The following is a 23,851-nucleotide window of genomic DNA, read 5'->3' on the forward strand; positions in this document are numbered from 1 at the left end:
AAAAGAATAAGAGGGTATTGTGATTGTTATTACCGGTGGAGGTAGTGGGATAGGAAGATCATTAGCTTTGTCTTTGGCAAAACGAGCGCAAACTGTCTTAATCGTAGGTAGAAGAGAGAAGTTATTACAAGAAACAGCCGCTTTTTCTTCAAACATCCAATATTTTTGTGCTGATGTCTCAACCCTCGAAGGTTTAGAGGCCATTAAAAATCATTTACATGATGTGAGCCATGTTCGCGCGTTAGTTAATAATGCAGGAACTTTGAATCCCTTGACTCCGATGAAAGATATTGATTCTAAAGACTGGCATCATGCGCTCAATACAAATTTAAATGCGGCTCTTTTCCTCCCGCAAAAAATGTACGACAAATTGGCTAACGGCCGTGTTTTAAATATAGGTTCCGGAGCTGCTCATTACGCAATCAGGGGCTGGACTGCATATTGTGTGACCAAAGCTGCTTTATCCATGTTGACCAAATGTTGGCAATTAGAATCGGATACAATTGCGTTTGCTAATGTCATGCCAGGAATCATTGATACCAATATGCAAGCTATTGCTCGCAGTAATGATAATCCTGATTATGAACGGATTAATTTTTATAAACGTTTAAAAGAGGAACATCGCTTGGTGTCACCAGATACAGTCGCAGAATTCTTGACCTGGCTTTTATTAGATGTGGATAAGAAAACTTATGTCTCTAAAGAATGGGATATTTATGACACCAAACATCATAAAGAGTGGCTCAAACCCCCTCATCAAGTTCTTCATTGGGATTTTTAATGTTCGCTTGTGACAAATTATTATTAAATGCAACAATTATTGATGCACAGGGAAATCAATTGCAGCAGCAAGCAATTGCAATTAAAAATGGTCTCATTGCTTGGTGTGGCCCGCAAACACAACTCCCTACACAATTTCATGAGTCAGGATACAAAGAAGACTGTCAAGGGCAATTGATTACTCCAGGTCTTATCGATTGCCATACGCATTTGGTCTATGCAGGAAATCGATCCACCGAATTTCAAATGAAATTGGCTGGAGTCAGCTATGCTGAAATTGCTAAGGCGGGTGGCGGTATATTATCTACGGTACAGCAAACTCGCGCTGCTTCAGAAGAAGAGTTACTCAAACAATCCTTGCCAAGAATTCTTGCTTTATGTGCAGATGGAGTGAGCACTGTAGAGATAAAATCAGGTTATGGATTGGATTTGGCGACTGAGTTGAAAATGTTGCGCGTAGCCAAACGTTTGGGTGAGCTGACTGGTTTAAGGGTTAGAAAAACTTTTCTTGGTGCGCATGCAATAGGTCCTGAGTTTAAAGGAAACAGCCAGGCATATGTTGATGTTCTTTGCCAAGAAATGCTACCTGCATTATGTGAAGAAAATTTAGTAGATGCAGTGGATGTATTTTGTGAGTCGATTGCTTTTTCACTGAAGCAAACAGAACAAATTTTTATTACTGCGCGTCAATTCAATTTACCTATAAAATGTCATGCCGAACAATTATCCAGCCTCGGAGCAAGTCAGCTTGCAGCAGAGCTTGGTGCCTTGTCTTGTGATCATTTGGAGTTCCTAGATGAGGAAGGGGCAAATGCTATGGCCAAAGCAAATACAGTTGCTGTCTTGCTTCCTGGTGCTTATTACTTTCTGCGTGAAAAGCAAAAGCCTCCCATAGACTTATTGCGTCACTCAGGCGTAAGAATGGCAATTGCTACTGATTGTAATCCTGGCTCATCGCCAACAACTTCATTACGGTTGATGATGAGTATGGCGTGCCAATTTTTTTCATTAACTGTTCCTGAAGCATTAATGGCGGTGACAAGCCATGCTGCAAGAGCATTAGGTCTACAAAACGAACTTGGCTCAATTGATAAAGGCATGAAGGCCGATTTGGTATGGTGGTCTGTTGGAGACAGTACCGCTCTTTGTTATTATTTTGCTTATCCCTTACCTCATCGGATGATGATTGCAGGGGAGTGGGTTTCTCCAAAGGATAACTATTAGGAATGTATATGCTGAAATCACTAAAAACAATTCTGGCTTTAGGCATTATTGCCTGTTCTTCTGCTGTTTGGGCAGTGAATCCTGTATCAGTAAAAAAGGAAACACCTGCTTATATTATTGATGTTAAATATCCACAGGGATTTAATGATCCTCGTATCAATGCTGCAGTGCAAGCGTTTATTGAAAAAACGAAAAAAAGCTTTCTAAAAGAAATTGCTGATGATGCGGATATTCCCGCTGATGCACCAGGAAAAACAGGTTTAAATGTCACATATACCCTGCCTTATAAAACAAAAAATGCCATCAGCGTCTCTTTTAATATTTCTATTTACCATCGAGGTGCTGCACATCCCTCAAATACTATAGCCGTATTGAATTTTATCAATGGTCGCCAGGTTCAATTGTCTGATTTATTTCGTCCCGAAGTAAATTATTTAAATCCTATTGCCAGTTTCAGTAATAAAAAAATCAATGAGAAAGATTTTTCGGACAAAAAATGGATTGAAGATGGAACAAAGCCCATAGACAAAAACTATAAGATTTGGTCTTTTTCACCCCAAGGAATAAATATTATTTTTGATACGTATCAGGTCGCTGCATATGTATATGGACCACAGACTGTAAAAATACCTTTATCGCAAATTTCTTCTTTAATTAAACCTGAAATAATGCGCAGTGTTTGGGGTCGTTAATGGTTGATATACCTTTAATAGCTGCCGATAAAAAGGTGGCTGAGCTTACTTTTCGAGTTGTTCTACTTGCCATAATATTGACCATCTTGTTGGCAATGTCTAATGCATATCTTGCATTGAAGTTAGGGATATTAACTTCAGCATCAATTCCGGCCGCTATTATTTCTATGGGGATTTTACGATTTTTTAAAAACTCCACCATTCTCGAAAATAATGCAGTACAAACTGCAGCTTCTGCTGGTGAGGCTGTGGCTGGTGGGATTGTTTATACTATTCCGGCATTGATTATTATTGGTTATTGGAATCATTTTGATTACATAACTAATTTCTTTATTGCAGTTAGTGGAGGGATTCTAGGGGTATTATTTTCCATTCCACTTCGTCGTATTTTGGTCCACGACCAATCTTTAAAGTTTCCAGAAGGTCGCGCCATAGCAGAGGTATTAAAATCTTCTGTTGAAAAAACAGGCATTAAAGACATTTTAATTGGAGGAGCCGTAGGAGGGCTTATCGAATTATTCCAAACTGGATTTAAAGTCATAGCGAATAGCTGGGGTTATTGGTTTGTGATAAAGCGCTCTCTCTTCGGTCTTGGTGCTGGCTTTTCTGCTACGATGATAGGCGCTGGTTATCTAGTTGGCCATGATATGGCAATCAGTATTTTTTCGGGTGCAGTGATATCCTGGCTCATTGCCTTACCTGTAGTTAGTCAATTCTATCCTGAATTTGTTAATCAATATCCTGCTGAGCAAGCTGCAACTTTTCTATGGAACAGCGAGATGCGTTACCTGGGAATAGGGGCTATGTTGTTTGCTGGTGTATGGACTTTTTTAAAATTAGTTAAGCCACTATCTAGAAATATTCAAGCGTCCTTGAAATCCTTTATGTCTAAAGGTAAAAACGAAATTCAACCTCTGCGGACCGATAAGGACATACCGTTACCTTATATTTTGATGGGTGTTGCTGCATTAGCTGCAATTTTGTTTCTTTTTTTCCAGCTTGTTCTACCTTTACAGCAAGTAGGATTAAACAACCAATATTCACCAACCCTAGTTTTCCTTGCTGTGGTTTATGTCTTGTTTATAGGGTTCATTTTCTCGGTTATTACAGCCTATTTTTCGGGTATGGTTGGTGTTACAGCCAGCCCTGGTAGTTCCGTTGTTATTTCAGGGATGCTTTTTGCTGCATGGTTGTTATTGGTCGCTATTGATCATCTTTTGCCTTTACCTTTAAAAACGGAACAAATCCAGGCAGCAGAGGCGATAACCATTATGATTGGAGCAGTTGTAACCGGTATTGCGGCGATTGCCAATGATAACACTCAAGATCTCAAAGTGGGGCAACTGGTTGGGGCGACTCCGTGGAAACAACAATTGATGTTGTTGCTTGGGGTCCTGATTTCTTCATTGGTTATCCCACCTGTAATGCAATTGTTGTTTAATGTGTATGGAATTGCAGGAGTGATGCCGCATGAGGGCATGGATATAAGTCAGTCTTTACCTGCGCCAACCGCAGCGTTAATGGCAGCGATTACAGAGGCAGTGTTTAGAAATTCATTACCCTGGACTATGATGCTCATTGGTTCTGCAATTATTTTGCTTATCGTGTTCCTCAATTATTTTTTCCGATTAAGACGCTTTTTAAATTTATCCATTTTAGGCGTTGCTATAGGAATGTATTTACCACTTTCTTCTTCGTTCCCACTGTTTATTGGTGGCATGATTGCGTTGTTTGTAAAAATACGTTTAAAACGGGCGGTGCCTGTTAAAGAAGAAGCAACTCTCTGCAAACAAAAAGGGACTCTTATTGCCTGTGGGTTAGTTGCAGGTTCCGCAATTATAGATGTAATGCTTGCAATTCCTTTTTCGATTTTTCAAAGCCCCAATGCGTTACAAATAGTCGGCCCAGATTGGAAAAATGCCGGCGTTTATTTAGGTGTTTTAACTACTTTATTACTTGCGTGGTGGATCAACCATAGGGTTGTTGGGAAAGGAAGTGATACAACCGCGTAATTTCGTAGCCTGGATGAAGCGTAGCGGAACCCGGCTATAGTATGTTTAAGAAAATCCCGGGTTACGCTGTGCTTCACCCAGGCTACGCTTAGTGTCGCCCCCTCTCCAGTGGGAGAGGGGAGAAATGTGAGTATTGATTACAGTGACTCAACTCTAGCCTTATGCTGTAACAGTTTCTCTTTAGTTTGCTGAGCTTGTGCCAATTTTTCCTGTTCTTTAGCGATAATTTCTGCGGGAGCCTTATCGGTAAATTTAGGATTATTTAGTTTGCCTTCAGCAAGACTAATGTCTTTATCCAGTTTGGCTAATTCTTTAGTTAAACGTGCCAGTTCGGCTTCTTTATCAATTAAATCAGCCATTGGAATGAGTAACTCGATTTCACCTAATACAGCAGTCGCTGAGACAGGAACCTTTTCATCTGAGCCTAAGAACTGAACATGGGTTAATTTACTTAGTGCCTTTAACGTATGTTGATATTTCTCTACTCTATCCTTGAGTTCTGGTGTCACGTTACGAATATAAAGTGGAATCAACTTCGCTGGAGAAATGGACATTTCACTGCGTATGGTGCGTACGGCTTGAATTGCTGATTTTAACCATTCTAATTCTTCTTCAACTACAGTATTGATAAACTCAGAATTCACTTGTGGATAAGCGCTGGTCATAATGCTTGCACCATTCTCACTTGTAAGCTTTGCTGTACGTTGCCAGATTTCTTCTGTAATAAACGGCATTAAAGGATGCAGTAGTTTCAGAATTTGGTCGAGAACATGAATTAAGGTTCTGCGTGTCCCTCGTTTCAAAGCACTCAATGCCTGTTCGTCTTGTAATACAGGCTTGGATAACTCCAAATACCAGTCACAATATTCATGCCATACAAACTCATAGATTGTGTTTGCTAATAAGTCGAATCTGTAGGTTTCAAAATAATGATGTACTTTGCTGATCGTGTGTTGTAAGCGCGATAAAATCCACTGATCTGCTGGAGTATACTGAAATGCCCCATCATCGAAATCCATATGTTCTTCGTCCAGGTTAAGCAATACATAACGAGCAGCATTCCATAATTTGTTACAAAAATTGCGATAACCCTCAACTCGCCCTATATCAAAGCGTACATTGCGTCCTGTAGATGCAAGAGAGCAATATGTAAAGCGAAGAGCATCTGTCCCATAAGCGTTAATCCCTTCAGGGAATTCTTTACGGGTGTTTTTAATGATGCGGTCGCGAACTGATGGCAACATTAAATTTGAAGTTCTTTTTGCAATTAAGGATTCGAGATCAATACCATCAACTATATCCAGAGGATCAAGCACATTGCCTTTAGATTTGGACATTTTATGCCCTTCACTGTCGCGGATTAAGCCAGTGATAAAGATTTCTTTAAAGGGGATTTTTCCAGTAAATTTCAAGCCCATCATGATCATGCGAGCAACCCAGAAAAAGATAATATCAAAACCCGTAACCAGAACCGATGTGGGGTAGAATTGCTCTAATTCTGGGGTTCTGTCGGGCCAACCTAGAGTGGAAAAAGGCCAAAGCGCCGAAGAAAACCAAGTATCCAGAACGTCTTCATCTTGTTTTAATACAGTTGAATCTTTAATTTTATATTTAAAACGAACATCATTTTCACTATAGCCTACATAGACATTGCCATTATTGTCATACCATGCAGGTATGCGATGTCCCCACCATAATTGGCGACTAATACACCAGTCTTCAATGTTATCCATCCATTGAAAATAGGTTTTACTCCAGTTCTCTGGAATAAATCGAATTTCACCACTTTTCACTGCAGCTATTGCTGGTTCAGCCAACGGTTGGGTTTTGACATACCATTGATCGGTTAACAGTGGTTCTATAATCACATTCGATTTTTCACCACGAGGTACTTTTAACTTATGCGGTTCTGTTTTAACTAATAACCCTGCCTCATCAAGATCTTTAACAATTTGCTCTCGGGCTACAAATCGGTCCATACCTTGGTATTTTAAAGGCGCATTTTTATTGATCGAAGCTTTTTTAGTTAAGATATTGATAACTGGAAGCTTATGGCGTTTGCCAACTTCATGGTCGTTGAAGTCATGGGCCGGAGTAATTTTAACGCAGCCACTGCCAAATTCTTTATCAACGTACTCATCAGCGATAATGGGGATGGTTCGCTCACAAAGTGGGAGATAAACTTGTTGTCCAATAAGATGTTGGAAACGTGGATCTTCGGGATGTACAGCAACTGCAGTGTCGCCTAACATGGTTTCAGGTCGAGTAGTTGCAACAATAAGCGACTCAGTTGAGTTTACAACTGGATAGCGAATATGCCAGAGAAAACCATCTTCTTCTTCAGAAAGCACTTCAAGATCAGATACAGCAGTACCTAACTTAGGATCCCAATTCACTAAACGGGTCCCACGATAGATAAGGCCTTCATCATAAAGTTGTACAAATACTTTTTGTACGGCAGCTGATAGTCCTTCATCCATAGTAAATCGTTCGCGATTCCAGTCTACTGAAGCACCCAAGCGTCGCATTTGTTGGGTTATGGTATTCCCTGATTCACTTTTCCATTGCCAAACCCGTTCTAAAAATTGCTCACGGGTCAGATCTTTTCTAGAAATACCTGAAGCTTCAAGCTGACGTTCAACAACAAGTTGCGTTGAAATACCGGCATGATCAGTGCCAGGTTGCCATAAAGTTTTATCACCTAACATGCGGTGATAGCGGGTTAACGCATCCATAATAGTATGCTGAAAACCATGCCCCATATGCAGGCTGCCCGTGACGTTAGGAGGAGGGAGCATAATACAGTATTTTTTACCGTCACCCTGAGGTTGGAAATAATGATGATTTTCCCAATTTTTATAGCATGCTTTTTCAATTGCTTCGGGAGAATAGATTTTATCCATGATTAAACCTGTACTGATAAAAGCGAGATACTACCATAAATTCAGTGATAAGTTGAGTTAGAAAATATACGTCTAAAATTAATTGTAGCTTGGAATGAAGCACAGCTGTACAATGAAGAATCTCCACGGTGTAGCACAGCGTACAAAGGGAGAACCATTGTAAGTGTTAGGTAATTCGTTGCCCAAAAAGCTCTATAAACGTAGGCTGGGCAGTTACCAGTACCAATGTGTAAGGCCTCTTTTCTATTCTTCCCACTGTGTCACAGAGCAGATGTTTTGCTGTCTATTGTAAATACGGCCGTATTTATGGTTTTTTGTCATTATTTTTAAAAAATTCATTTTGCCCAGCGTCTGTTGAGTTAATTCGTACTTTCCAAAATTCCATTATGAAGTCAAATTAACACGTATCTTATCCATGGTGTTTCTAAGAAGGAAATACTATAGCGCAGTGTTACATGCTGGGCTTAACAGCCCAGCCTACGATGGGAATTTTTTCAAATTTTAATGTTTTTGCTCAGGTACCTGTACATCAGGAATTTTTGCTTCATCAAACTGTGGCTCAGGTTTTTTTGAACGATGATCTTCTGCGATGTATGTATACAACGTGGGTACTACAAACAAAGTGAACCCTGTTCCAATCAATAAGCCTGTGGCAATAACTAGCCCTATATCAAAGCGGCTCACTGCCCCCGCACCACTGGCAATGAGTAAGGGGAGTACACCAAATACCATTGCAGCGGTTGTCATGAGAATCGGTCTTAATCGAATTCCAGCTGACTCTTCTACTGCAGCGCGTTTATCGAGATTTTTTTCACGTTGCAAATGATTGGCGAAATCAACGATCAAAATTCCATGCTTGGAGATTAAGCCAATAAGAGTAATCAAACCGACTTGGGTGTAAATATTGATGCTTGCTAGTCCTAAATTCAGAGGAATTAATGCGCCGCAGATGGACATGGGCACACTAATTAAAACAATTAAAGGATCACGGAAACTTTCATATTGAGCAGAAAGTACCAAAAAGATAATAATGATTGCAAAGACGAATGCAAATAACAAAGCGTTTCCTTCTTGCATAAACTGCCTTGATTCACCACCATAGTCGTATGCGAAGCCTTTAGGTAATGTATCGTTCGCCGCATCTTGTAAAAACTGCAGACCTTCTCCAAGCGTTTTTCCAGGCATCATTACTGCTTGAATGGTTGCTGAATTCATTTGTTGAAAATGCGAGGCTGCATTAGGTGCAGTTTTTTCCACAGCAGTAACTACAGTTGAAAGAGGAACCATGGTCCCGTTGATGGTTTTCACATAGATTTGTCCTAATTGTTCAGGCGCCATACGAAATGAACGGCTTAATTGCGGAATAACTTGGTAACTACGACCTTCAAGGTTAAAGTAATTGACATAATTACCGGATAAAGCGCTGGTTAAGCTGCTTCCTACCGCTTGCATATCTAACCCCATTTCGGAGGCTTTAGAACGATTAATATCCAATATAATTTGTGGTTTATTAAATTTGAGTGAATTATCTACATAAATAAATAGACCACTCTTACGGGCTTTATCGGTAAGCTTATTGGAAACGTCTAATAGACTCTGAAAGTCATTTGTCGTTTTGATAACGAATTGTACAGGGGTACCGCCTCCGCCGCCTGGCAACGGAGGAGGAACAATTGCAAAGGCATTTAAACCTGCAATTTGTGATAATTTATCTTGCAGTGGTTGTTTTAAAGCAAACTGACTTTTACTGCGTTGATTCCATGGTTTCAATACCATTCCTGAGATGGTTTGGCTGCTGTTGTTTACAGTAAAATAATTTTCTGTTTCAGGAAAACTTTTATAAATTTCATCAAATGGTTTGGTGAAAGACTCAATATAATTCAGTGTTGCAAATTGCGGGATCATGGCCATGACGAAAAAGAAACCCTGATCCTCATCAGGCGCTGTTTCTGCTGAAGTATGTAGGTAAAGATAAGGTAGCATCAGGATAACAACTGCCGAAAAAAACAACATAATGACTCGAGTATTCAACAGGCTATGCAAGGCTTTTTGATATTTCAATTTAAGTTTATTGAAAAAAGTATCGAGAAAATGAACAAACTTGCCACTACTAATCTCTTTAGATAATACCTTTGAGCACATCATAGGAGATAATGTTAATGCAATGATCCCAGAAATGATTACTGCACTGGCTAGCGTAAAAGCAAACTCCTTGAATAATGCTCCTGTCAGTCCGCCCATAAATCCAATAGGTGCGTATACCGCAGCGAGAGTAATGGTCATTGCAATGACTGGTGTGGCTATTTCACGAGCACCAATTAATGCGGCATCAAACGGAGTTTTTCCTTCCTCAATGTGTCGATGGACGTTTTCGACAACCACAATGGCGTCATCGACTACTAAACCAATAGCCAAGACAAAAGCCAGTAAGGTCAGCAGATTAATGCTATATCCTAACGTCAGCATTAGGGTGCATACACCAACTAAGGAGAGAGGGATGGTGACAATTGGAATAAGCACCGAGCGCATGGAGCCTAAAAATAAGAAAATAACGACAATAACAATGAGGCCTGCTTCAATAATAGTATGAGTTACTTCATCTAGAGACGCTCTAATGAAAGCTGTTGCATCGTAAACTATTGTTCCCGTTAAGGATGGTGGAAATTCCTTAATTATTGAAGGAAGTATTTTTCTTACATCACTGATTACTGTGAGTGGGTTGGCCGTGGGGGTTGGGGTAATGGAGAGGAACACCGCCTTTCTTCCATTAAATGTAACAGAAGTATCATAGTCTTGTGAGCCTAATTCAATTTTACCAACATCGCGTAAACGAACTATTGACCCTTTATCACTTTTAACAATCAAATTACTAAATTGTGTCGCATCGTTAAGGTCTGTTTTTGCGGTGATGCTGATGGCGACGTATTCACCTTTAGTATTGCCTGCTGCAGTTAGGAAATTATTTTTAGCAAGTACAACCGATACATCCGAGGGAGATACACCTAATGCTGCCATTTTTATTGGGTCGAGGAAAATTCGCATCGAATAGGTTGCACCACCTAAAATGTCCGCTTTAGCCACACCATCTACTGTTTGCAGTTGCGGTTGCACAACACGGGTTGCGTAATCGGTAATTTGTTGCGGTGTCATTTCTGTACTGTCCAAACTGATGTACATCAATGCAGTTGAGCTATCGGATGCTTTTAATATAACTGGTTGTTGGGATTCTTTGGGTAGTTGATTTAGGGTTTGTTGTACTTTACTCATCACATCAGTAAAGGCTACTTGTGGGTCAAAGTTTAGTTTAATGTTTAGAGTAATCGTGCTTAAACCTTGTGTACTTGAAGAGGTCATATAATCAATCCCCTCCGCACTGGCGACCGCTTTTTCTAGAGGTGAGGTAATGAATCCGGCGATAAGATCAGCATCTGCTCCTGGATAACCTGTCATAATGGTAATTACTGTATTATCCATACGCGGGTATTGACGAATTTGCATTTTATAGATGGAGTTAATACCAAAAAGAAAAATGAGCAAACTTATTACCATGGCAAGTACGGGCCGTTTGATAAAAAGATCGGTAAATTTCATAACTTTTCCTGATTAAAAATGTAACTTGAGTGCGTTGTAGCCTGGGTGGAGGCATAGCCGTAACCCAGGGTATCTATAGTAGAAAGCTCCGGGGTTACGTTGTGCTGCACCCAGGCTACGATTCAACTTGGTTTTTTATTGTCCTAAGATATCCGGATTACTGACTTCATTTAGTTTGACCTCATTATTGATTACAACAGGCGTACCATTTTGTAATTTTATTTCTCCAGCACTCACAACTAATTGTCCTGCTTTAACACCTTTTTTGATGACTGTATAATTTCCATGCTGCTCACCCGTGCTGACAAAGACACGTTTAACAGTAAGCAAATCAGAACCGTCTGGATTTTTCTTACCCTCAGCATTTTTCTCAATAATGTATACCGCATTACCGTATAAGCTATAGGAAATCGCAGTGGAAGGAACAATAACTGTATTGGGTACAGGAGGTTGGCTGATTTCAATTGAAGCAAACATTCCTGGTACAAACGTAAAGCTGCGAACTTTATTTTTACCATTTAAGTCGGTATCGCAGGTGATAATTCGCTTATTTCCCATGGGTTCTTTTCGTATTTTCACTAAGGGTGAGTTTTCGGGATCCTTAATGGCTGATGTAGGACAATTAGCGAGAGTACCCTGAACCAACATATTGTGGGTATTGAGATCTACCTTGGAGTTAATTGCAGTGACTTTGGCCTCAAAAAGCGCGTTAGGGAATCCTTCAACGGAAAATGTAATGGTTTGATCAGGGCGAATCCGTTTATAAAGTTGTTCCGGAAGATAAAACTCCAAATACAATGGATCTAATGACTGTAATGAAACAATTGTTGTTTGCCCTGGGCTAATAAATTGTCCCAAGTTAATTTGTCTTATACCTAATTTTCCGGCAAAAGGTGCAGTAATATGCTTTTGATTGATTTGTGCTTGCGTTTGCTCTAGTTTTGCTTGGGCTTGTCCAAGATTTGCTTTAGCTTCATCAACATTTGAAATAGGGGAGGCCCCTCGTTTAAATAAATCATTTTGACGTTGATAACTTAGGGTCTTTAACGTTAATTCGGCCTGATTAAACTTTAATATCGCTTGATCCACGCTGTCATCGATGGTAATTAACGGGGCATCTTTATCAACATATTGTCCTGACTCAAAATCAATTTTTACGACATTGCCAGATGCTTGGGCACTTACATCGACTCCATTTAGGGCAACGAAATTACCTACTGCATTTATAGTTGGTTGCCAATCTACGGCTTGAGCAACAGTAGAAGCAACAGAAACGGCGGGTGGTTGATAGCTTGCAAAGAAGCGCTTAATCAAGATGGATTTGATCAAGTTAAAGGCAATGATCCCACCAAAAACAATTAGTAAGGCTATTGCCATGATGGTCATTCTCTTTTTCATTATGCTCCCCTGAATACTACAAAAAAAAGGTAATTTTTAAAGTCCGCCAAATATAACATGAAAGATGAATATTATTACCCTTATTGTGCTTATAAGCTTCATTTTTATTTATTTCATGGTTATAAAAATATCCTATTGACTAAATACAACACTTTGTTACTATGCAGACTTTCAATAAAGTCAAAGGAGAAACCATGAAGTTGAAGTCCTTGTTATTTGCTCTTTGTTTTTGCTTAATTGGCCAAACTTTTGCTGCAAATGCTCATTTGCATCCAAAAGCTACTGAAGCTGATAAAAAGCCTGCTGGTAAATCAATGATGTTTCCAGGTTATTGTGAAATAGAAATCATCAACAACAGTATTGACAACGTTCGCGTATACGGTTCTTTTGATGATTCTACTCCATTAGAGCCTTTTACAATATTTTATTATGATGCACCTCATTACATTAGCTTGTACTACTATGGTTACTGTCATTCTGGTATGAACCTTATGATCCAAGGTCCTTACGGAACTATTTATTCTGGTTGGACTAATGTAAATAGCACTGTTCGCATTGTTAATTACCTGAATAAAGGTATTAAGAGTGAGAAAGTTGAAGTTACTGCAAAGAAATAAGTAATTTATAAAAAATAAGCGATAGTTTATTTGTTGATAGGGAAGTTGCATGTAATGCACCTTCCCTTTTTTTATGTTTCAGGAGTAGTTCATGAAGCGTTTAATCCCTTGTCTTATATTAGTTCCTTTTCTAACTTCATGTGATATTAGCGATCCCGAATATTATGATGCTGGTTATTATCATTCTGTTCCGCCACGAGCTGAAATTTATGGTTACGATGAGCGTCCACATGATTATCGTCCTCATTCTCGTCATCATCGCGGTCACAATGAAACGTACGTAGTTCCAAATCAACCTAAGACGCATGAGCATGGACATGGTCATCAGGAGCGTGGCCATAAAAAACATCATGAGCAAGCGGTTGTGACTGATAAAAATAAAAACAAAACGCACAAACATGATAAGGTCCGTATGATAAAGAAAAAAATTGGATGGTGAATCCAGTAAACAGTCTATAGGTTCATATTCACAATTCGTAACCAGTTAAATTTTGTGGTAATCTTATGGCGTTTTTTCTTTAGGGAGTTTTTGGATGTGTAACTCACTGAAAATGTTGTTTGTGGGACTTTTATCTATACTTATCATAGCATGTGTTGCTTCTCCTGGTACTGAGAGTACTGGGGAGTTTTTGGACAGTTCGACCACCACTACTAAGGTAAAAGCAACATTAGTGAATCAATTAGGGCGTACAGGTTTAGCAGTACAAGTTAAGACCTTTAAAGATGAAGTACAACTCAGTGGTTTTGTTGCTACTCCTCGATTGAAGCAAAGAGCAGAGATCATCGCTGCGAACGTAGATGGTGTTAGAAAAGTGCGTAATGACATCATCGTTAGACCTTAACCATTTTCCCGAGGATTACTCATGTTTGACCAAAGCGATACCATAGAAAACTTTGATGATGAATTATTTCAAGCTATTGTTGATGAACAACGTCGACAAGAAGAGCATATCGAACTTATTGCATCGGAAAATTATGTGAGTCCTCGTGTTTTGCAGGCTCAAGGCTCTGTATTAACGAATAAATATGCAGAAGGATATCCTGGAAAGCGCTACTATGGTGGATGTGAGTATGTTGATGTTGCTGAAGAATTAGCAATCGCTCGTGCAAAAAAACTGTTCTCTGCTGATTATGTTAATGTGCAACCTCATTCTGGTTCTCAAGCTAATGCGGCGGTAATGATGGCTCTATTAGCCCCTGGAGATGTCGTTTTAGGTATGGCATTACCCCATGGAGGTCATTTAACTCATGGTTCTAAAGTTAATTTTTCGGGTAAGCTTTATCAAGCAGTCCCTTATGGTGTCGATGTAGAAACTGGTTTAATTGATTATGATGTTTTGGAGCAGCTGGCCCTTGAACATAAGCCTAAATTGATTATTGCCGGATTTTCTGCCTATTCACGTGTTCTTGATTGGCCACGATTCAGAGCAATCGCAGATAAAGTAGGCGCTTACTTGATGGCGGATGTTGCTCATGTTGCTGGTTTAATTGCTGTTGGTCTTTATCCTTCCCCGGTACCTTATGCTGATGTAGTGACCACCACTACTCATAAGACACTCAGAGGACCGAGAGGGGGAATGATTTTATGTCGTGCTAATGAAGAAGTAGAAAAAAAATTGAATTCTTCTGTTTTCCCTGGCAGCCAAGGTGGACCATTAATGCATGTCATTGCAGCGAAAGCTGTTTCTTTTGCTGAAGCGTTGTTACCCGAATTTAAAGACTATCAACAACAAGTATTATTGAATGCTAAGACCATGGCCTCTGTGCTTATGAGTCGTGGTTATAAAATTGTTTCTGGTGGCACGGATAACCACTTATTATTGGTGGACTTAATTGATAAAAACATCACAGGTAAAGATGCGGATGCCGCTTTAGATAAAGCAAATATTACAGTGAATAAAAATACGGTACCTAATGATCCTCGTTCTCCTTTTGTGACCAGCGGCTTACGTTTAGGAACTCCGGCAGTTACCACCAGAGGATTTAAAGAAAAAGAAATTACGCTTCTATCTAATTGGATAGCTGATATTCTTGATGATATTAACAATGAAACGACCATCGCAAAAGTTAAAGAGCAAGTATTGCTGTTGTGTCGTGAGTTTCCGGTTTATAAATAATTATGTTTTGCCCGTTTTGTCATGCAGAGGAAACAAAAGTAGTCGACTCACGCCTAGTTGCTGATGGTGCTCAGGTGCGTAGAAGGCGCGAATGCCTTATATGCCATGAACGTTTTACTACTTTTGAGACAGCCGAATTAATCATGCCGTTAGTTGTTAAGCGTGACAGCCGACGTGAAGCATTTAACATTGATAATTTACGGTCAGGCATGTTACGTGCCTTGGAAAAGAGGCCGGTGAGTGTTGATGCATTAGAGGCATCGGTTATTGCAATTACCCAAGAAATTCGCCGTCGAGGAGAGCGAGAAATCGATTCGCAGATCATTGGTGAATTGGTGATGAAGGAATTATATAGTTTGGATCATGTTGCTTATGTGCGGTTTGCATCGGTATATAAACGTTTTAAAGATGTCAGCGATTTTAGGCAAACAATCGATCAAATGAATAAAGATTAGTGTTTAATTTAGATTAGTATGTGCAAGGTGTAAGAGAGTGGGCACACACATTCACGTAAAGTTTGTGTGTCTGTGCCTGGTTTGTTACGCTTTGTCAGATTTTTTTTCCCCTTTTCAGGCGAAAAGGGGCTTTATAGATGTTACGAAGAGTTCATGAGGTTAAGGTGGAAAAGCAGTCGATAAGCGGTAAAAGAAAAGCCAGAAAATTAGCACTTCAGGCTCTTTATCAATGGTTAATGTCTGGAAGTGAATTACATGAAATCGAAGCACAATTTCGAGTCATTAATAATATGGATAAAGTTGATGTAGATTATTTTTGCCGTATTTTACACGGTGTTCCAGCCCATGTTGAAAACTTAGAAGCGAGTATTACTCCTTTTCTTGATAGAGAAATCGCTGGACTCAACCCAATTGAATTGACTGTATTACGTATTGGTGCTTTTGAATTATTCCATTGCCCTGAAATTCCTTATAAAGTTGTTCTTGATGAATCAATCTCCTTGACTAAAGAATTTGGTTCTCAGGATGGATACCGTTATGTCAATGGTGTATTAAATAATTTGGCACAACAGGTACGTTCAATTGAAATCAATTCATAACTATGGATGAGTTTTCACTTGTTGAGAATTTTTTCAAACCACTTGATCTAAAGCGTGATGATGTACTGTTAGGAATTGGTGATGACGCCGCGTGTGTACGTATTCCTCAAGGAATGAACATGTTGGTAAGTACAGATACTTTAGTTTCTGATGTTCATTTTCTTCCGCAGTGGGATGCGTATGACATTGCGTGTAGAGCAGTTATGGTAAATGTAAGTGACATGGCTGCCATGGCAGCAGAGCCTCGTTGGCTCACACTGGCTTTGACTTTACCTAAACTCGATGAACAATGGCTTACTTCGTTTGCTCGTGGACTAAAAGATTCGTTAAGTCGATATAATTTGACTTTAATTGGTGGTGATACCACACAAGGTCCTTTATCAATCACGCTAACTATTTTGGGTACTGCTCCAGACGGACACGCAGTATTGCGTAGTGGCGCAAGAGCTGGAGATATCATTGTCCTTTCAGGTAAGTTGGGTGCTGCAGCTTTGGCCGTTAAATTTCTCGAAAATCCTGATCTTCCTCCCCACGAACATGCAGAGTTAATGAATAAATTGCTCCATCCCAAGCCGCGTATTGATTTAATTGGTTTTTTGCGAAATTATGCCACTGCAGCAATCGATATTTCGGATGGACTTAGTGCTGACTTAAATCATATTTGTGTTGCAAGTGGCGTTGGGGCTTGCCTCAATGAAGACGCAATTCCTATACATGCTTTGGTAAATCAATATTGGGCTGATGCTGTTGACTTAGCTTTGACTGGCGGCGATGATTATGAGTTATGTTTTACTGTTGCGGAATATCGATTCGCCTCATTGATGAACGAGTTTAAAAAAGCTAATTTACTTTGTTATCCTATTGGCGTAATTGAGGAGACCCCTGGGTTAAGAATAAAAGATGCGAACAATCAATATCATAAGCTAACACCTGCTGGGTACTCACATTTTTGATTGCAGTCTATCAGCAAAACAAAATTTAAGGACTTGACCAGGATAGTTAAATTGTCAATAGACCCTATTGTAAGTTAGAACATTTTGATCCAACCTTTACGATTAGCTAAGCATAGAGAAAGAATAAAATGAAACAAATAAATTTAGCAAAAAGTGTTTTCCAGGATCCTATTTACTTTATCGCCTTTGGTTTTGGCACGGGTTTAATGCCTACGGCACCTGGAACATGGGGAACATTGGCAGCAATACCTCTTTATTTACTATTGGTCGGCACCCATTGGGGCGTATATCTTTTTTTTACACTCATCGCATTTATATTGGGTGTCTGGGTTTGTGATAAGGTGACTCAAGACTTAGGGGTGCATGATTATAAAGGAATTGTTTGGGATGAAGTTGTAGGGTATTTATTGACTATGTTTATGGCACCTCAAGGGGTGTCCTGGATGATTTGTGGTTTTATTTTGTTCCGAATTTTTGATATTTGGAAACCTCAGCCCATTGATTACATCGATCAAAAGGTACGAGGTGGTTTTGGAATTATGTTGGATGATGTGTTAGCTGCGGTGCCCGCTTGGTTATTGATGCAACTATTAGCATGGAGTCTTACTTAATGAATGAGAATCATAAAGAACTCATTAGTATGGGTTTGACTATTGGAATTGTAGCGCTTAGTTTATTTATTATTCATCGTTTTATCCCGTCACTGATATGGGCTTCTATCATTGTTATTGCAACTTATCCTTTGTATAAAAAATGGCGTCGTTTTTTTGGCAATAAAGAGAATCTCTCTTCCTTGCTGTTTACTACTTTAATTGGATTGCTGTTTATCCTTCCCTTAAGCTGGATACTAAGCCTTTTGATTAAAGAATCGCAAATATTTGTTAATTTTTTGCAATCCTTAAACCAACAAGGGGGGGCTGCTCCCGGTTTTTTAAAGGAATTCCCTTTAGTGGGAAATGATTTGGTAACTTATTGGGATAATCATCTTGGAAAGCCAGGAATGATAAAGGGGATTTTATCGAATGTTCATTTATCATTAACCCCAACGAGCTATTACGTAAAACAAATTGGCTCTAGTTTGGCACATCGAAGCGTTCAATTGGGCTTTACACTTTTAAGTCTATTTTTCTTTTATCGTGATGGGGATCGATTATTAGCACAGATTTACCAGGTAGGGGAGTATTGTTTGGGTAAAAGATGGTTTCGTTATGCCGACCGACTTCCTCGAGCATTGAGAGCCACAGTGAATGGAACTATTGTTGTAGGTCTTGGTGTGGGTATTTTAATGGGGATTTGTTATGGCTTAGTTGGTTTTCCCGCACCTACTTTAGTTGGATTTATCACTGCGCTTGCGGCAATGATCCCATTTGTTGTTCCCATCGTTTTTATTACCGTTGCGATTATTCTGTTGTCATTAGGCAGTATGGTTAGCGCAATCATTGTTTTGGTTTGGGGAACTATAGTCATGTTTGTTGCGGATCATTTTATCAAGCCCGCACTGATTGGTGGTGCGATCGAGTTGCCCTTTTTAGCTGTGTTATTTGGAATTCTCGGTGGCGTGGAAACTATAGGATTGCTTGGTTTATTTGTTGGGCCTTTAGTTATGGTCCTCTTTATGACTTTATGGCAAGAGCCGCAAGTTCTGGCTACTTCCAAAATAGGTCATTCATAAGAGTCCAACCTCTCAAATTACAGTCATTCTGGGGAGTTTACGATGAAGGATCTTCCTGATACCGGAGATCCCTCATGTCGTTAGGGACGATGTATCGTTACAACCATTACTTATAATTGCAGCGATCGAAGCGATAAACAACACCTACATCACCTAAGTGAGCCTGGAATTTACGTCCAAAATCGTCTGATCCGCTTGTTGCCAAATAACGATAAGAAGCGTTCAATGCCCAGTTTTCTTCAAAGTTGAAGGTCAGTCCAGCCGTTCCTTGATAAGCAAAAGAATTGGCTTTTGCATTAAATGAAATTCCGTCAAATGGACCAGTACTGTTTAAAGTAATTTTGGTCGTTGCAGCGCCTATACCTACCCCCAAAAATGGTGAAATGGTTGGTAGAATGGCATCAGAGAAATCGTAATAGAGATTTATCATGCCCACATTAGATCGAGCTTCTCCAGATATTCCAGATTGTAGGACATCATCAAACTTGAACCTTCTAGTTTTAGCCTGAATATAAGTATATTCCAGTTCATAACGTATTGGATTACTTTGATAACCTAAACGAACCCCTGCGTTAAAACCATTGTGGTATGAAGCATCGGTGAGCTCTATGAGATCTCCAAGGAAGTGTATCGATACATTATTTGGTAAATAAGCATAACCACCAAATACACTGCCATACCACCCATTAACTGGAGTTGCAGCTGCAGCAATACTACTTGCTAATAAAGAAGCAGAGAAAAATGCAAATTTCATAACATCCCTTTGTAGTTATTATTTTTTTTGTGGAATCATGTTAACGTGTTACTTTAAATTTGCAAGTATTGGAAATGCATATTTTTGGAAAAGGGAAGTGTTAATGCAATTTTGTTGATAATAAAGTTGTTTTTTTGCTTAAAAGGTGTTCCATTCGTCCTCACGAAGTACTCCTGGATAGTAGCATTATCAAACATGGCATTGATGTAAATTTGCATAGATCAATTTTTGTGGCAGGATCTAGAACAGGGACTATACTTCCAATTGGCATCTTATATTCTAGAGATGCATTTCAATAAAATAATGCCGTAAATAATGTATTCCGTGATTAAAAACACCGCAGCCCATATTGTGCTCACGCACTGCTTTTCAAGCTGAAATGAATCCAATTTTTATCTTAGGAAGATGAAAATCCAGCCTCTTATCTAACGGAAAGGATGATGTTTAGATGGTGATAATTATTAGTATTTCGTGTGGTGTAGAAAATTAACATGACTACATTTGACGAGCAATTTAGCATAATAATTTTCTACTTGTATAAATTTAATATTAATGCAATGATAAATTTTGCATTATGAAAAGGAGTTTCAATAAATGCCAAAGAATAAAAAAAAACCATTGGAAGTATCTAAAGAATTTGTTGAGCAAGTACTCGCTATCATTGCAAATGAGACAGAGGAAGGACGCAAAAAAATAGTTGCTATTGCTCGCAGAGCTGAAGAGAAATATGAACAGCCAGTCAAATCATGGATAACAGGTTGGGTTTATCAATACACCAGAACTCGCGGTGAAAAAGTAGAGCAATCCATTAATGTAATGGAAAACTTTCCTGATGCTTATACGCGCTTACAAGAATTTAAATTGATGATCAGCGAAGGCAAGTGGGAAGTTGGCTCCTATAATTATTATCTCTTTCTTGAATTAATCGATGCTGTTCCTGATTACCAAACTTTGCCAGACGTTCTTATTCAGCCATTTGTTATAGAGCTTAAAGAACAAGTAATGATGCAGATTAATGATTTTATGGCTCATTATAAAACTGTATTAGCAGAGATAAAGGCTCGAGAAATAGAGCGTGAAGCGGCACGCGAAAGTGCACGCCTATTGGCTGAAACGGTCGCAGTACTTAATAATTTGGACGCGGCGAAAGATTATCAATCCAATAAACAGGACAAAATTACTTTTTCACTAAATTATGAAAATGAACAATGGCATCTTTCTTGGGTTGATACGACGGGTGAAGTTTATCCGCTTATAGCGGGCGATGAGTTGGTGAAGAAACTAGCAACGTTAGAAGATAAAGACATAGAAAAATTAAGTCAAGTACGGTTAAGAGGAATTAAGAGGGAGTGCCTCAAAGCAAGAGAACAATATATTGCTAAGGTGCAAGTACATATTAATCCAAAAGATACTAATGCTGAACAGGCCAATGTCTATCTTAGTGAGCTGATTGAAAAGGGCACTACCTCAGCTTTTGTTTTACAGCATAAAGAAAAAGTGGCAAGTCTTTGTTGGATAAATACCCGGGGTGTTTCCCAGGAGATTTCTTTAGCTAATTCTCCCAAACTGTCTTCTTGGTTGGCTACTCATGAGGGGCCATTTAACGAAGCAGATACCCTGCAATTGAAAGCTTATTTGTTGCAAGTGAATATCACCCAATCAAAAATTGCTTCCGCAAAAATAGATAAAATGAATGCTATGTTTGCTAAAGTATTACAAAAGAAGGATGAGGTAGCTAAAGAAGAGACTCATAAAGATAAGGCACCGCAACCTAAAATAAACCTGAAGCAATTTGCCTTTCTTGAGCAGCATATGAAAGATCAAATTGAAAAAGTGGTCTCTAAGAAATCATCTACAGAAGTGGTTTCTAAGCCCGCACCAAAACTAGAACAGGGTGTAGACACTACCTCTCCGAAACTAACTACGGAAGAAGCAGTCTCTGAACTGCCAGCAAAGCTAGAGGCAAGTAGGTATACAGCGCTTTCACAGCTATCTACCTTTTGGCAACAACGTAAAAGAGTAGTGGAAGGCACAGTGGACAATGAAATAAAAAATTCGAGCCATCCTTAATCTTTGTTTAGGCCGGGTCTAGCGAAAGCAAGTGTAGGCTGGGCTGTTAAGCCCAGCATTTGCTGAATTAATTTTTACGCTCCAAAACGTCTATTCACGAAATCCATCACTATAAACCCAATTAACAAATACTTATCCATTGTTCTTAGAGAAAGAAATACATTGGCGTTGTTATATGCTGGGCTTAGCAGCCCAGCCTACGGTTATTTGTCCTAACACATACCGGGATGACAGAGATGCTCTGGATGATAGCATCTTACAGATCAAAAGCCATTTGTGATTGGATAACGCCAGTCTTTACCAAAGGCAATTGGGCTTATTTTTATTCCTGGTGGAGATTGGCGACGTTTGTATTCATTGCGTTTGATTAATTGAATTACTTTAGTGACTGTCTCTTGCGCAAAACCTTGCTGAATTATCTCTTCAGGACTTAAGCACTTCTCCATATAGGCAACAATGATTGCATCCAATATTGCATAATCAGGTAAACTGTCCTGATCGGTTTGATCTGCCCGTAACTCAGCGGATGGGGCACGCGTAAGAACGCGTTCAGGAATAATTTCAGAAAGGCTATTGCGGTAGCGTGCTAGGGCATAAACCTGGGTTTTAAGCACATCTTTTAATACCGAAAATCCTCCTGCCATGTCGCCATATAAGGTGGCGTAACCAACGGCGGATTCACTTTTATTGGAGGTTGTAAGTACCATTTTGCCTGTTTTATTAGACAATGCCATAATCAACAAACCACGAATTCGTGCTTGAATGTTTTCTTCTGTAGTATCTGGGGTTAATCCTTTGAAAACTGGCTCGAGAGTCGTTATCAGAGTATTAAACGCGGGTTCAATTGAGAGAATGGCGTGCGATACATTTAATTTTTCTATTTGCCTTAAAGCGTCTTCATTGCTCATTTGTGCTGTATATCGTGAAGGCATAAGTACAGCATGCACTCGCTCTGCTCCTAATGCATCGACTGCCACAGTCAAAGTTAATGCCGAATCTACTCCTCCTGAGAGTCCAACTAAAACTCCAGGGAAGTGGTTTTTGTTGACGTAATCTCGAGTGCCGCAAACTAATGCTTGATAGATTAATGGTTCAAAATCAAGAAGAGGGGTGACTTCTCCCTTAACTTGATTTGCTTGGATCTCAACAGTGCGCAAATCCTCTTTAAATGCAGGAGCGCGTGCGCAAATTGTACCATGTGAATCAATTGCGAGTGATTGGCCATCGAATAAGAGCTCGTCTTGACCGCCAATTTGATTCACATAGATTATCGAAATTCCGCGTTTTGCATAAGCTTTTAAGAGGGTCTCTCTTTTCTGGTATTTGCTGTAATCAAATGGAGACGCATTTAAAACGAGGAGTATAGAAATCCCATTTTCAATTAAATCTTCAGCAGGACCTGGATGCCATAAATCTTCACAAATAATTACCCCTATTTTACTGTGATTTATCTCAATGATGCATGGATTTTTTTTCCCTGGAGTAAAGTAGCGTGCTTCATCAAAAATGTCATAGTTTGGTAAATTTTGCTTGTGATATTCTGCTATCTTTTGTCCTTGATAAAAAATACTCGCGCTATTATACAATCGTTGTTTCTCTCGGCTTGGATGTCCTACAAGAACGTAGCAATCTTTTGTTGCATCTTGAATTTGTTTTAAATGCTCAGTAATTGCTTGTTCAAACTCCTTGCGATAGAGCAAGTCCTCGGGGGGGTAACCCGTTAATGCCAGTTCAGGAAAGAGTATGATATGGTGATTTGCTTGCTCGCTTTCTATCACGTCAATAATTTTATCCCTGTTGGAGGCCAAAGCCCCTACAGTAGGATTAATTTGTGCCATAAGTACAGTAAGCTTATTCTGCATGATATATACTCTATTAAAGAACCCCAAGATGCGACAAACAGGATTTGTTGATAATTCTACTATCTTAGCTAAGATGATGAGATTTTAGCGCGTTTCATGTATGCATTGCTTCGATGCGCTAAAATCTCATCATTTTGTCTTAATCTAGAGAA

General features: G+C 39.3%; 19 protein-coding genes. 14 read left to right on the plus strand and 5 right to left on the minus strand.

Translation table 11 applies throughout. From position 1 onward, the window contains the following. The first annotated feature begins 19 nt into the window (after window positions 1-19). From BGO44_RS05480 to BGO44_RS05495, 4 genes are read left to right on the plus strand one after another with little or no spacing between them, the layout of a single operon-like run. Entirely contained in the window at window positions 20-781 is a 762-nt protein-coding gene (locus tag BGO44_RS05480) for an SDR family NAD(P)-dependent oxidoreductase (protein WP_273198628.1), read from the plus strand. Beyond that, the gene (gene hutI, locus BGO44_RS05485; protein WP_058512127.1) at window positions 781-2,004 is read left to right on the plus strand and encodes an imidazolonepropionase; all 1,224 of its coding nucleotides are present in this window, start codon (window positions 781-783) and stop codon (window positions 2,002-2,004) included. The genes BGO44_RS05480 and hutI overlap by 1 nt, the downstream gene beginning before the upstream one ends. A gap of 8 nt (window positions 2,005-2,012) precedes the next feature. Then, window positions 2,013-2,696: a DUF3298 and DUF4163 domain-containing protein gene (locus tag BGO44_RS05490; RefSeq protein WP_058512473.1), complete on the plus strand. Its 684-nt coding sequence runs from the start codon at window positions 2,013-2,015 to the stop codon at window positions 2,694-2,696. Further along, on the plus strand, window positions 2,696-4,708 hold the full coding sequence (locus BGO44_RS05495) for an OPT family oligopeptide transporter (protein ID WP_273198626.1): 2,013 nt from the start codon (window positions 2,696-2,698) through the stop codon (window positions 4,706-4,708). The genes BGO44_RS05490 and BGO44_RS05495 overlap by 1 nt, the downstream gene beginning before the upstream one ends. 137 nt (window positions 4,709-4,845) lie before the next feature. On the opposite strand, the gene BGO44_RS05500 is transcribed toward BGO44_RS05495, so the two are convergent. The 3 genes from BGO44_RS05500 to BGO44_RS05510 all read right to left on the minus strand — a co-directional run bounded on the left by BGO44_RS05500 (window position 4,846) and on the right by BGO44_RS05510 (window position 12,600). Continuing rightward, complete coding sequence (locus BGO44_RS05500; RefSeq protein WP_058512129.1) at window positions 4,846-7,611, minus strand: valine--tRNA ligase; 2,766 nt, start codon at window positions 7,609-7,611, stop codon at window positions 4,846-4,848. A 501-nt stretch (window positions 7,612-8,112) separates the two neighbouring features. After that, the gene (locus tag BGO44_RS05505) at window positions 8,113-11,202 is read right to left on the minus strand and encodes an efflux RND transporter permease subunit (protein ID WP_058509571.1); all 3,090 of its coding nucleotides are present in this window, start codon (window positions 11,200-11,202) and stop codon (window positions 8,113-8,115) included. Window positions 11,203-11,337: 135 nt separating this feature from the next. Next, window positions 11,338-12,600 (minus strand): efflux RND transporter periplasmic adaptor subunit, encoded by a 1,263-nt coding sequence (locus BGO44_RS05510; protein WP_058509572.1) that lies wholly within the window; start codon window positions 12,598-12,600, stop codon window positions 11,338-11,340. A 194-nt stretch (window positions 12,601-12,794) separates the two neighbouring features. On the opposite strand from BGO44_RS05510, the gene BGO44_RS05515 reads away from it, so the two are divergent. From BGO44_RS05515 to BGO44_RS05555, 9 genes are all read left to right on the plus strand, one after another. Continuing rightward, window positions 12,795-13,217: a hypothetical protein gene (locus tag BGO44_RS05515; protein ID WP_058509573.1), complete on the plus strand. Its 423-nt coding sequence runs from the start codon at window positions 12,795-12,797 to the stop codon at window positions 13,215-13,217. A 91-nt stretch (window positions 13,218-13,308) separates the two neighbouring features. Continuing rightward, on the plus strand, window positions 13,309-13,656 hold the full coding sequence (locus BGO44_RS05520; protein ID WP_273198624.1) for a hypothetical protein: 348 nt from the start codon (window positions 13,309-13,311) through the stop codon (window positions 13,654-13,656). A gap of 94 nt (window positions 13,657-13,750) precedes the next feature. Next, window positions 13,751-14,059, plus strand: a complete 309-nt coding sequence (locus tag BGO44_RS05525; protein ID WP_058509575.1) for a BON domain-containing protein — start codon at window positions 13,751-13,753, stop codon at window positions 14,057-14,059. A 21-nt stretch (window positions 14,060-14,080) separates the two neighbouring features. Continuing rightward, a complete protein-coding gene (glyA, locus tag BGO44_RS05530; RefSeq protein ID WP_058509576.1) occupies window positions 14,081-15,334 on the plus strand; it encodes a serine hydroxymethyltransferase in 1,254 nt (417 codons plus the stop codon). 2 nt (window positions 15,335-15,336) lie between these two features. Beyond that, window positions 15,337-15,789, plus strand: coding sequence for a transcriptional regulator NrdR (gene nrdR / locus BGO44_RS05535; protein ID WP_058509577.1), 453 nt, complete (start codon window positions 15,337-15,339; stop codon window positions 15,787-15,789). 164 nt (window positions 15,790-15,953) lie between these two features. Then, a complete protein-coding gene (gene nusB, locus BGO44_RS05540) occupies window positions 15,954-16,388 on the plus strand; it encodes a transcription antitermination factor NusB (RefSeq protein ID WP_058509626.1) in 435 nt (144 codons plus the stop codon). A 2-nt stretch (window positions 16,389-16,390) separates the two neighbouring features. Further along, on the plus strand, window positions 16,391-17,341 hold the full coding sequence (gene thiL / locus BGO44_RS05545; RefSeq protein ID WP_058509578.1) for a thiamine-phosphate kinase: 951 nt from the start codon (window positions 16,391-16,393) through the stop codon (window positions 17,339-17,341). A gap of 128 nt (window positions 17,342-17,469) precedes the next feature. Further along, a complete protein-coding gene (locus BGO44_RS05550; protein WP_058509579.1) occupies window positions 17,470-17,952 on the plus strand; it encodes a phosphatidylglycerophosphatase A family protein in 483 nt (160 codons plus the stop codon). Further along, window positions 17,952-19,013, plus strand: a complete 1,062-nt coding sequence (locus tag BGO44_RS05555; RefSeq protein ID WP_058509580.1) for an AI-2E family transporter — start codon at window positions 17,952-17,954, stop codon at window positions 19,011-19,013. The genes BGO44_RS05550 and BGO44_RS05555 overlap by 1 nt, the downstream gene beginning before the upstream one ends. 106 nt (window positions 19,014-19,119) lie before the next feature. Here BGO44_RS05555 and BGO44_RS05560 read toward each other — a convergent pair whose 3' ends face one another. Further along, complete coding sequence (locus BGO44_RS05560; RefSeq protein ID WP_058509581.1) at window positions 19,120-19,767, minus strand: outer membrane protein; 648 nt, start codon at window positions 19,765-19,767, stop codon at window positions 19,120-19,122. A 594-nt stretch (window positions 19,768-20,361) separates the two neighbouring features. Here BGO44_RS05560 and BGO44_RS05565 point away from each other — a divergent pair. Next, window positions 20,362-21,837, plus strand: a complete 1,476-nt coding sequence (locus tag BGO44_RS05565) for a hypothetical protein (protein WP_273198623.1) — start codon at window positions 20,362-20,364, stop codon at window positions 21,835-21,837. 263 nt (window positions 21,838-22,100) lie between these two features. On the opposite strand, the gene BGO44_RS05570 is transcribed toward BGO44_RS05565, so the two are convergent. Further along, window positions 22,101-23,699 (minus strand): NAD+ synthase, encoded by a 1,599-nt coding sequence (locus BGO44_RS05570; protein WP_058509583.1) that lies wholly within the window; start codon window positions 23,697-23,699, stop codon window positions 22,101-22,103. Between the last annotated feature and the right edge of the window lie 152 nt (window positions 23,700-23,851).

The sequence above is a fragment of the Legionella sp. 39-23 genome, from assembly GCF_001897665.1.
GTDB classification, from domain to species: Bacteria; Pseudomonadota; Gammaproteobacteria; order Legionellales; family Legionellaceae; genus Legionella; species Legionella steelei.

Bases quoted from the DNA above. Each gene is read 5' to 3' on its own strand.
- BGO44_RS05505 (WP_058509571.1), bottom strand. From the start codon at position 11,202: ATGAAATTTACCGATCTTTTTATCAAACGGCCCGTACTTGCCATGGTA.
- BGO44_RS05520 (WP_273198624.1), top strand. From the start codon at position 13,309: ATGAAGCGTTTAATCCCTTGTCTTATATTAGTTCCTTTTCTAACTTCA.
- BGO44_RS05510 (WP_058509572.1), bottom strand. From the start codon at position 12,600: ATGAAAAAGAGAATGACCATCATGGCAATAGCCTTACTAATTGTTTTT.
- BGO44_RS05490 (WP_058512473.1), top strand. From the start codon at position 2,013: ATGCTGAAATCACTAAAAACAATTCTGGCTTTAGGCATTATTGCCTGT.
- BGO44_RS05560 (WP_058509581.1), bottom strand. From the start codon at position 19,767: ATGAAATTTGCATTTTTCTCTGCTTCTTTATTAGCAAGTAGTATTGCT.
- BGO44_RS05525 (WP_058509575.1), top strand. From the start codon at position 13,751: ATGTGTAACTCACTGAAAATGTTGTTTGTGGGACTTTTATCTATACTT.
- BGO44_RS05495 (WP_273198626.1), top strand. From the start codon at position 2,696: ATGGTTGATATACCTTTAATAGCTGCCGATAAAAAGGTGGCTGAGCTT.
- BGO44_RS05570 (WP_058509583.1), bottom strand. From the start codon at position 23,699: ATGCAGAATAAGCTTACTGTACTTATGGCACAAATTAATCCTACTGTA.
- BGO44_RS05515 (WP_058509573.1), top strand. From the start codon at position 12,795: ATGAAGTTGAAGTCCTTGTTATTTGCTCTTTGTTTTTGCTTAATTGGC.
- BGO44_RS05555 (WP_058509580.1), top strand. From the start codon at position 17,952: ATGAATGAGAATCATAAAGAACTCATTAGTATGGGTTTGACTATTGGA.
- BGO44_RS05565 (WP_273198623.1), top strand. From the start codon at position 20,362: ATGCCAAAGAATAAAAAAAAACCATTGGAAGTATCTAAAGAATTTGTT.
- hutI (WP_058512127.1), top strand. From the start codon at position 781: ATGTTCGCTTGTGACAAATTATTATTAAATGCAACAATTATTGATGCA.
- thiL (WP_058509578.1), top strand. From the start codon at position 16,391: ATGGATGAGTTTTCACTTGTTGAGAATTTTTTCAAACCACTTGATCTA.
- glyA (WP_058509576.1), top strand. From the start codon at position 14,081: ATGTTTGACCAAAGCGATACCATAGAAAACTTTGATGATGAATTATTT.
- BGO44_RS05500 (WP_058512129.1), bottom strand. From the start codon at position 7,611: ATGGATAAAATCTATTCTCCCGAAGCAATTGAAAAAGCATGCTATAAA.
- nrdR (WP_058509577.1), top strand. From the start codon at position 15,337: ATGTTTTGCCCGTTTTGTCATGCAGAGGAAACAAAAGTAGTCGACTCA.
- BGO44_RS05550 (WP_058509579.1), top strand. From the start codon at position 17,470: ATGAAACAAATAAATTTAGCAAAAAGTGTTTTCCAGGATCCTATTTAC.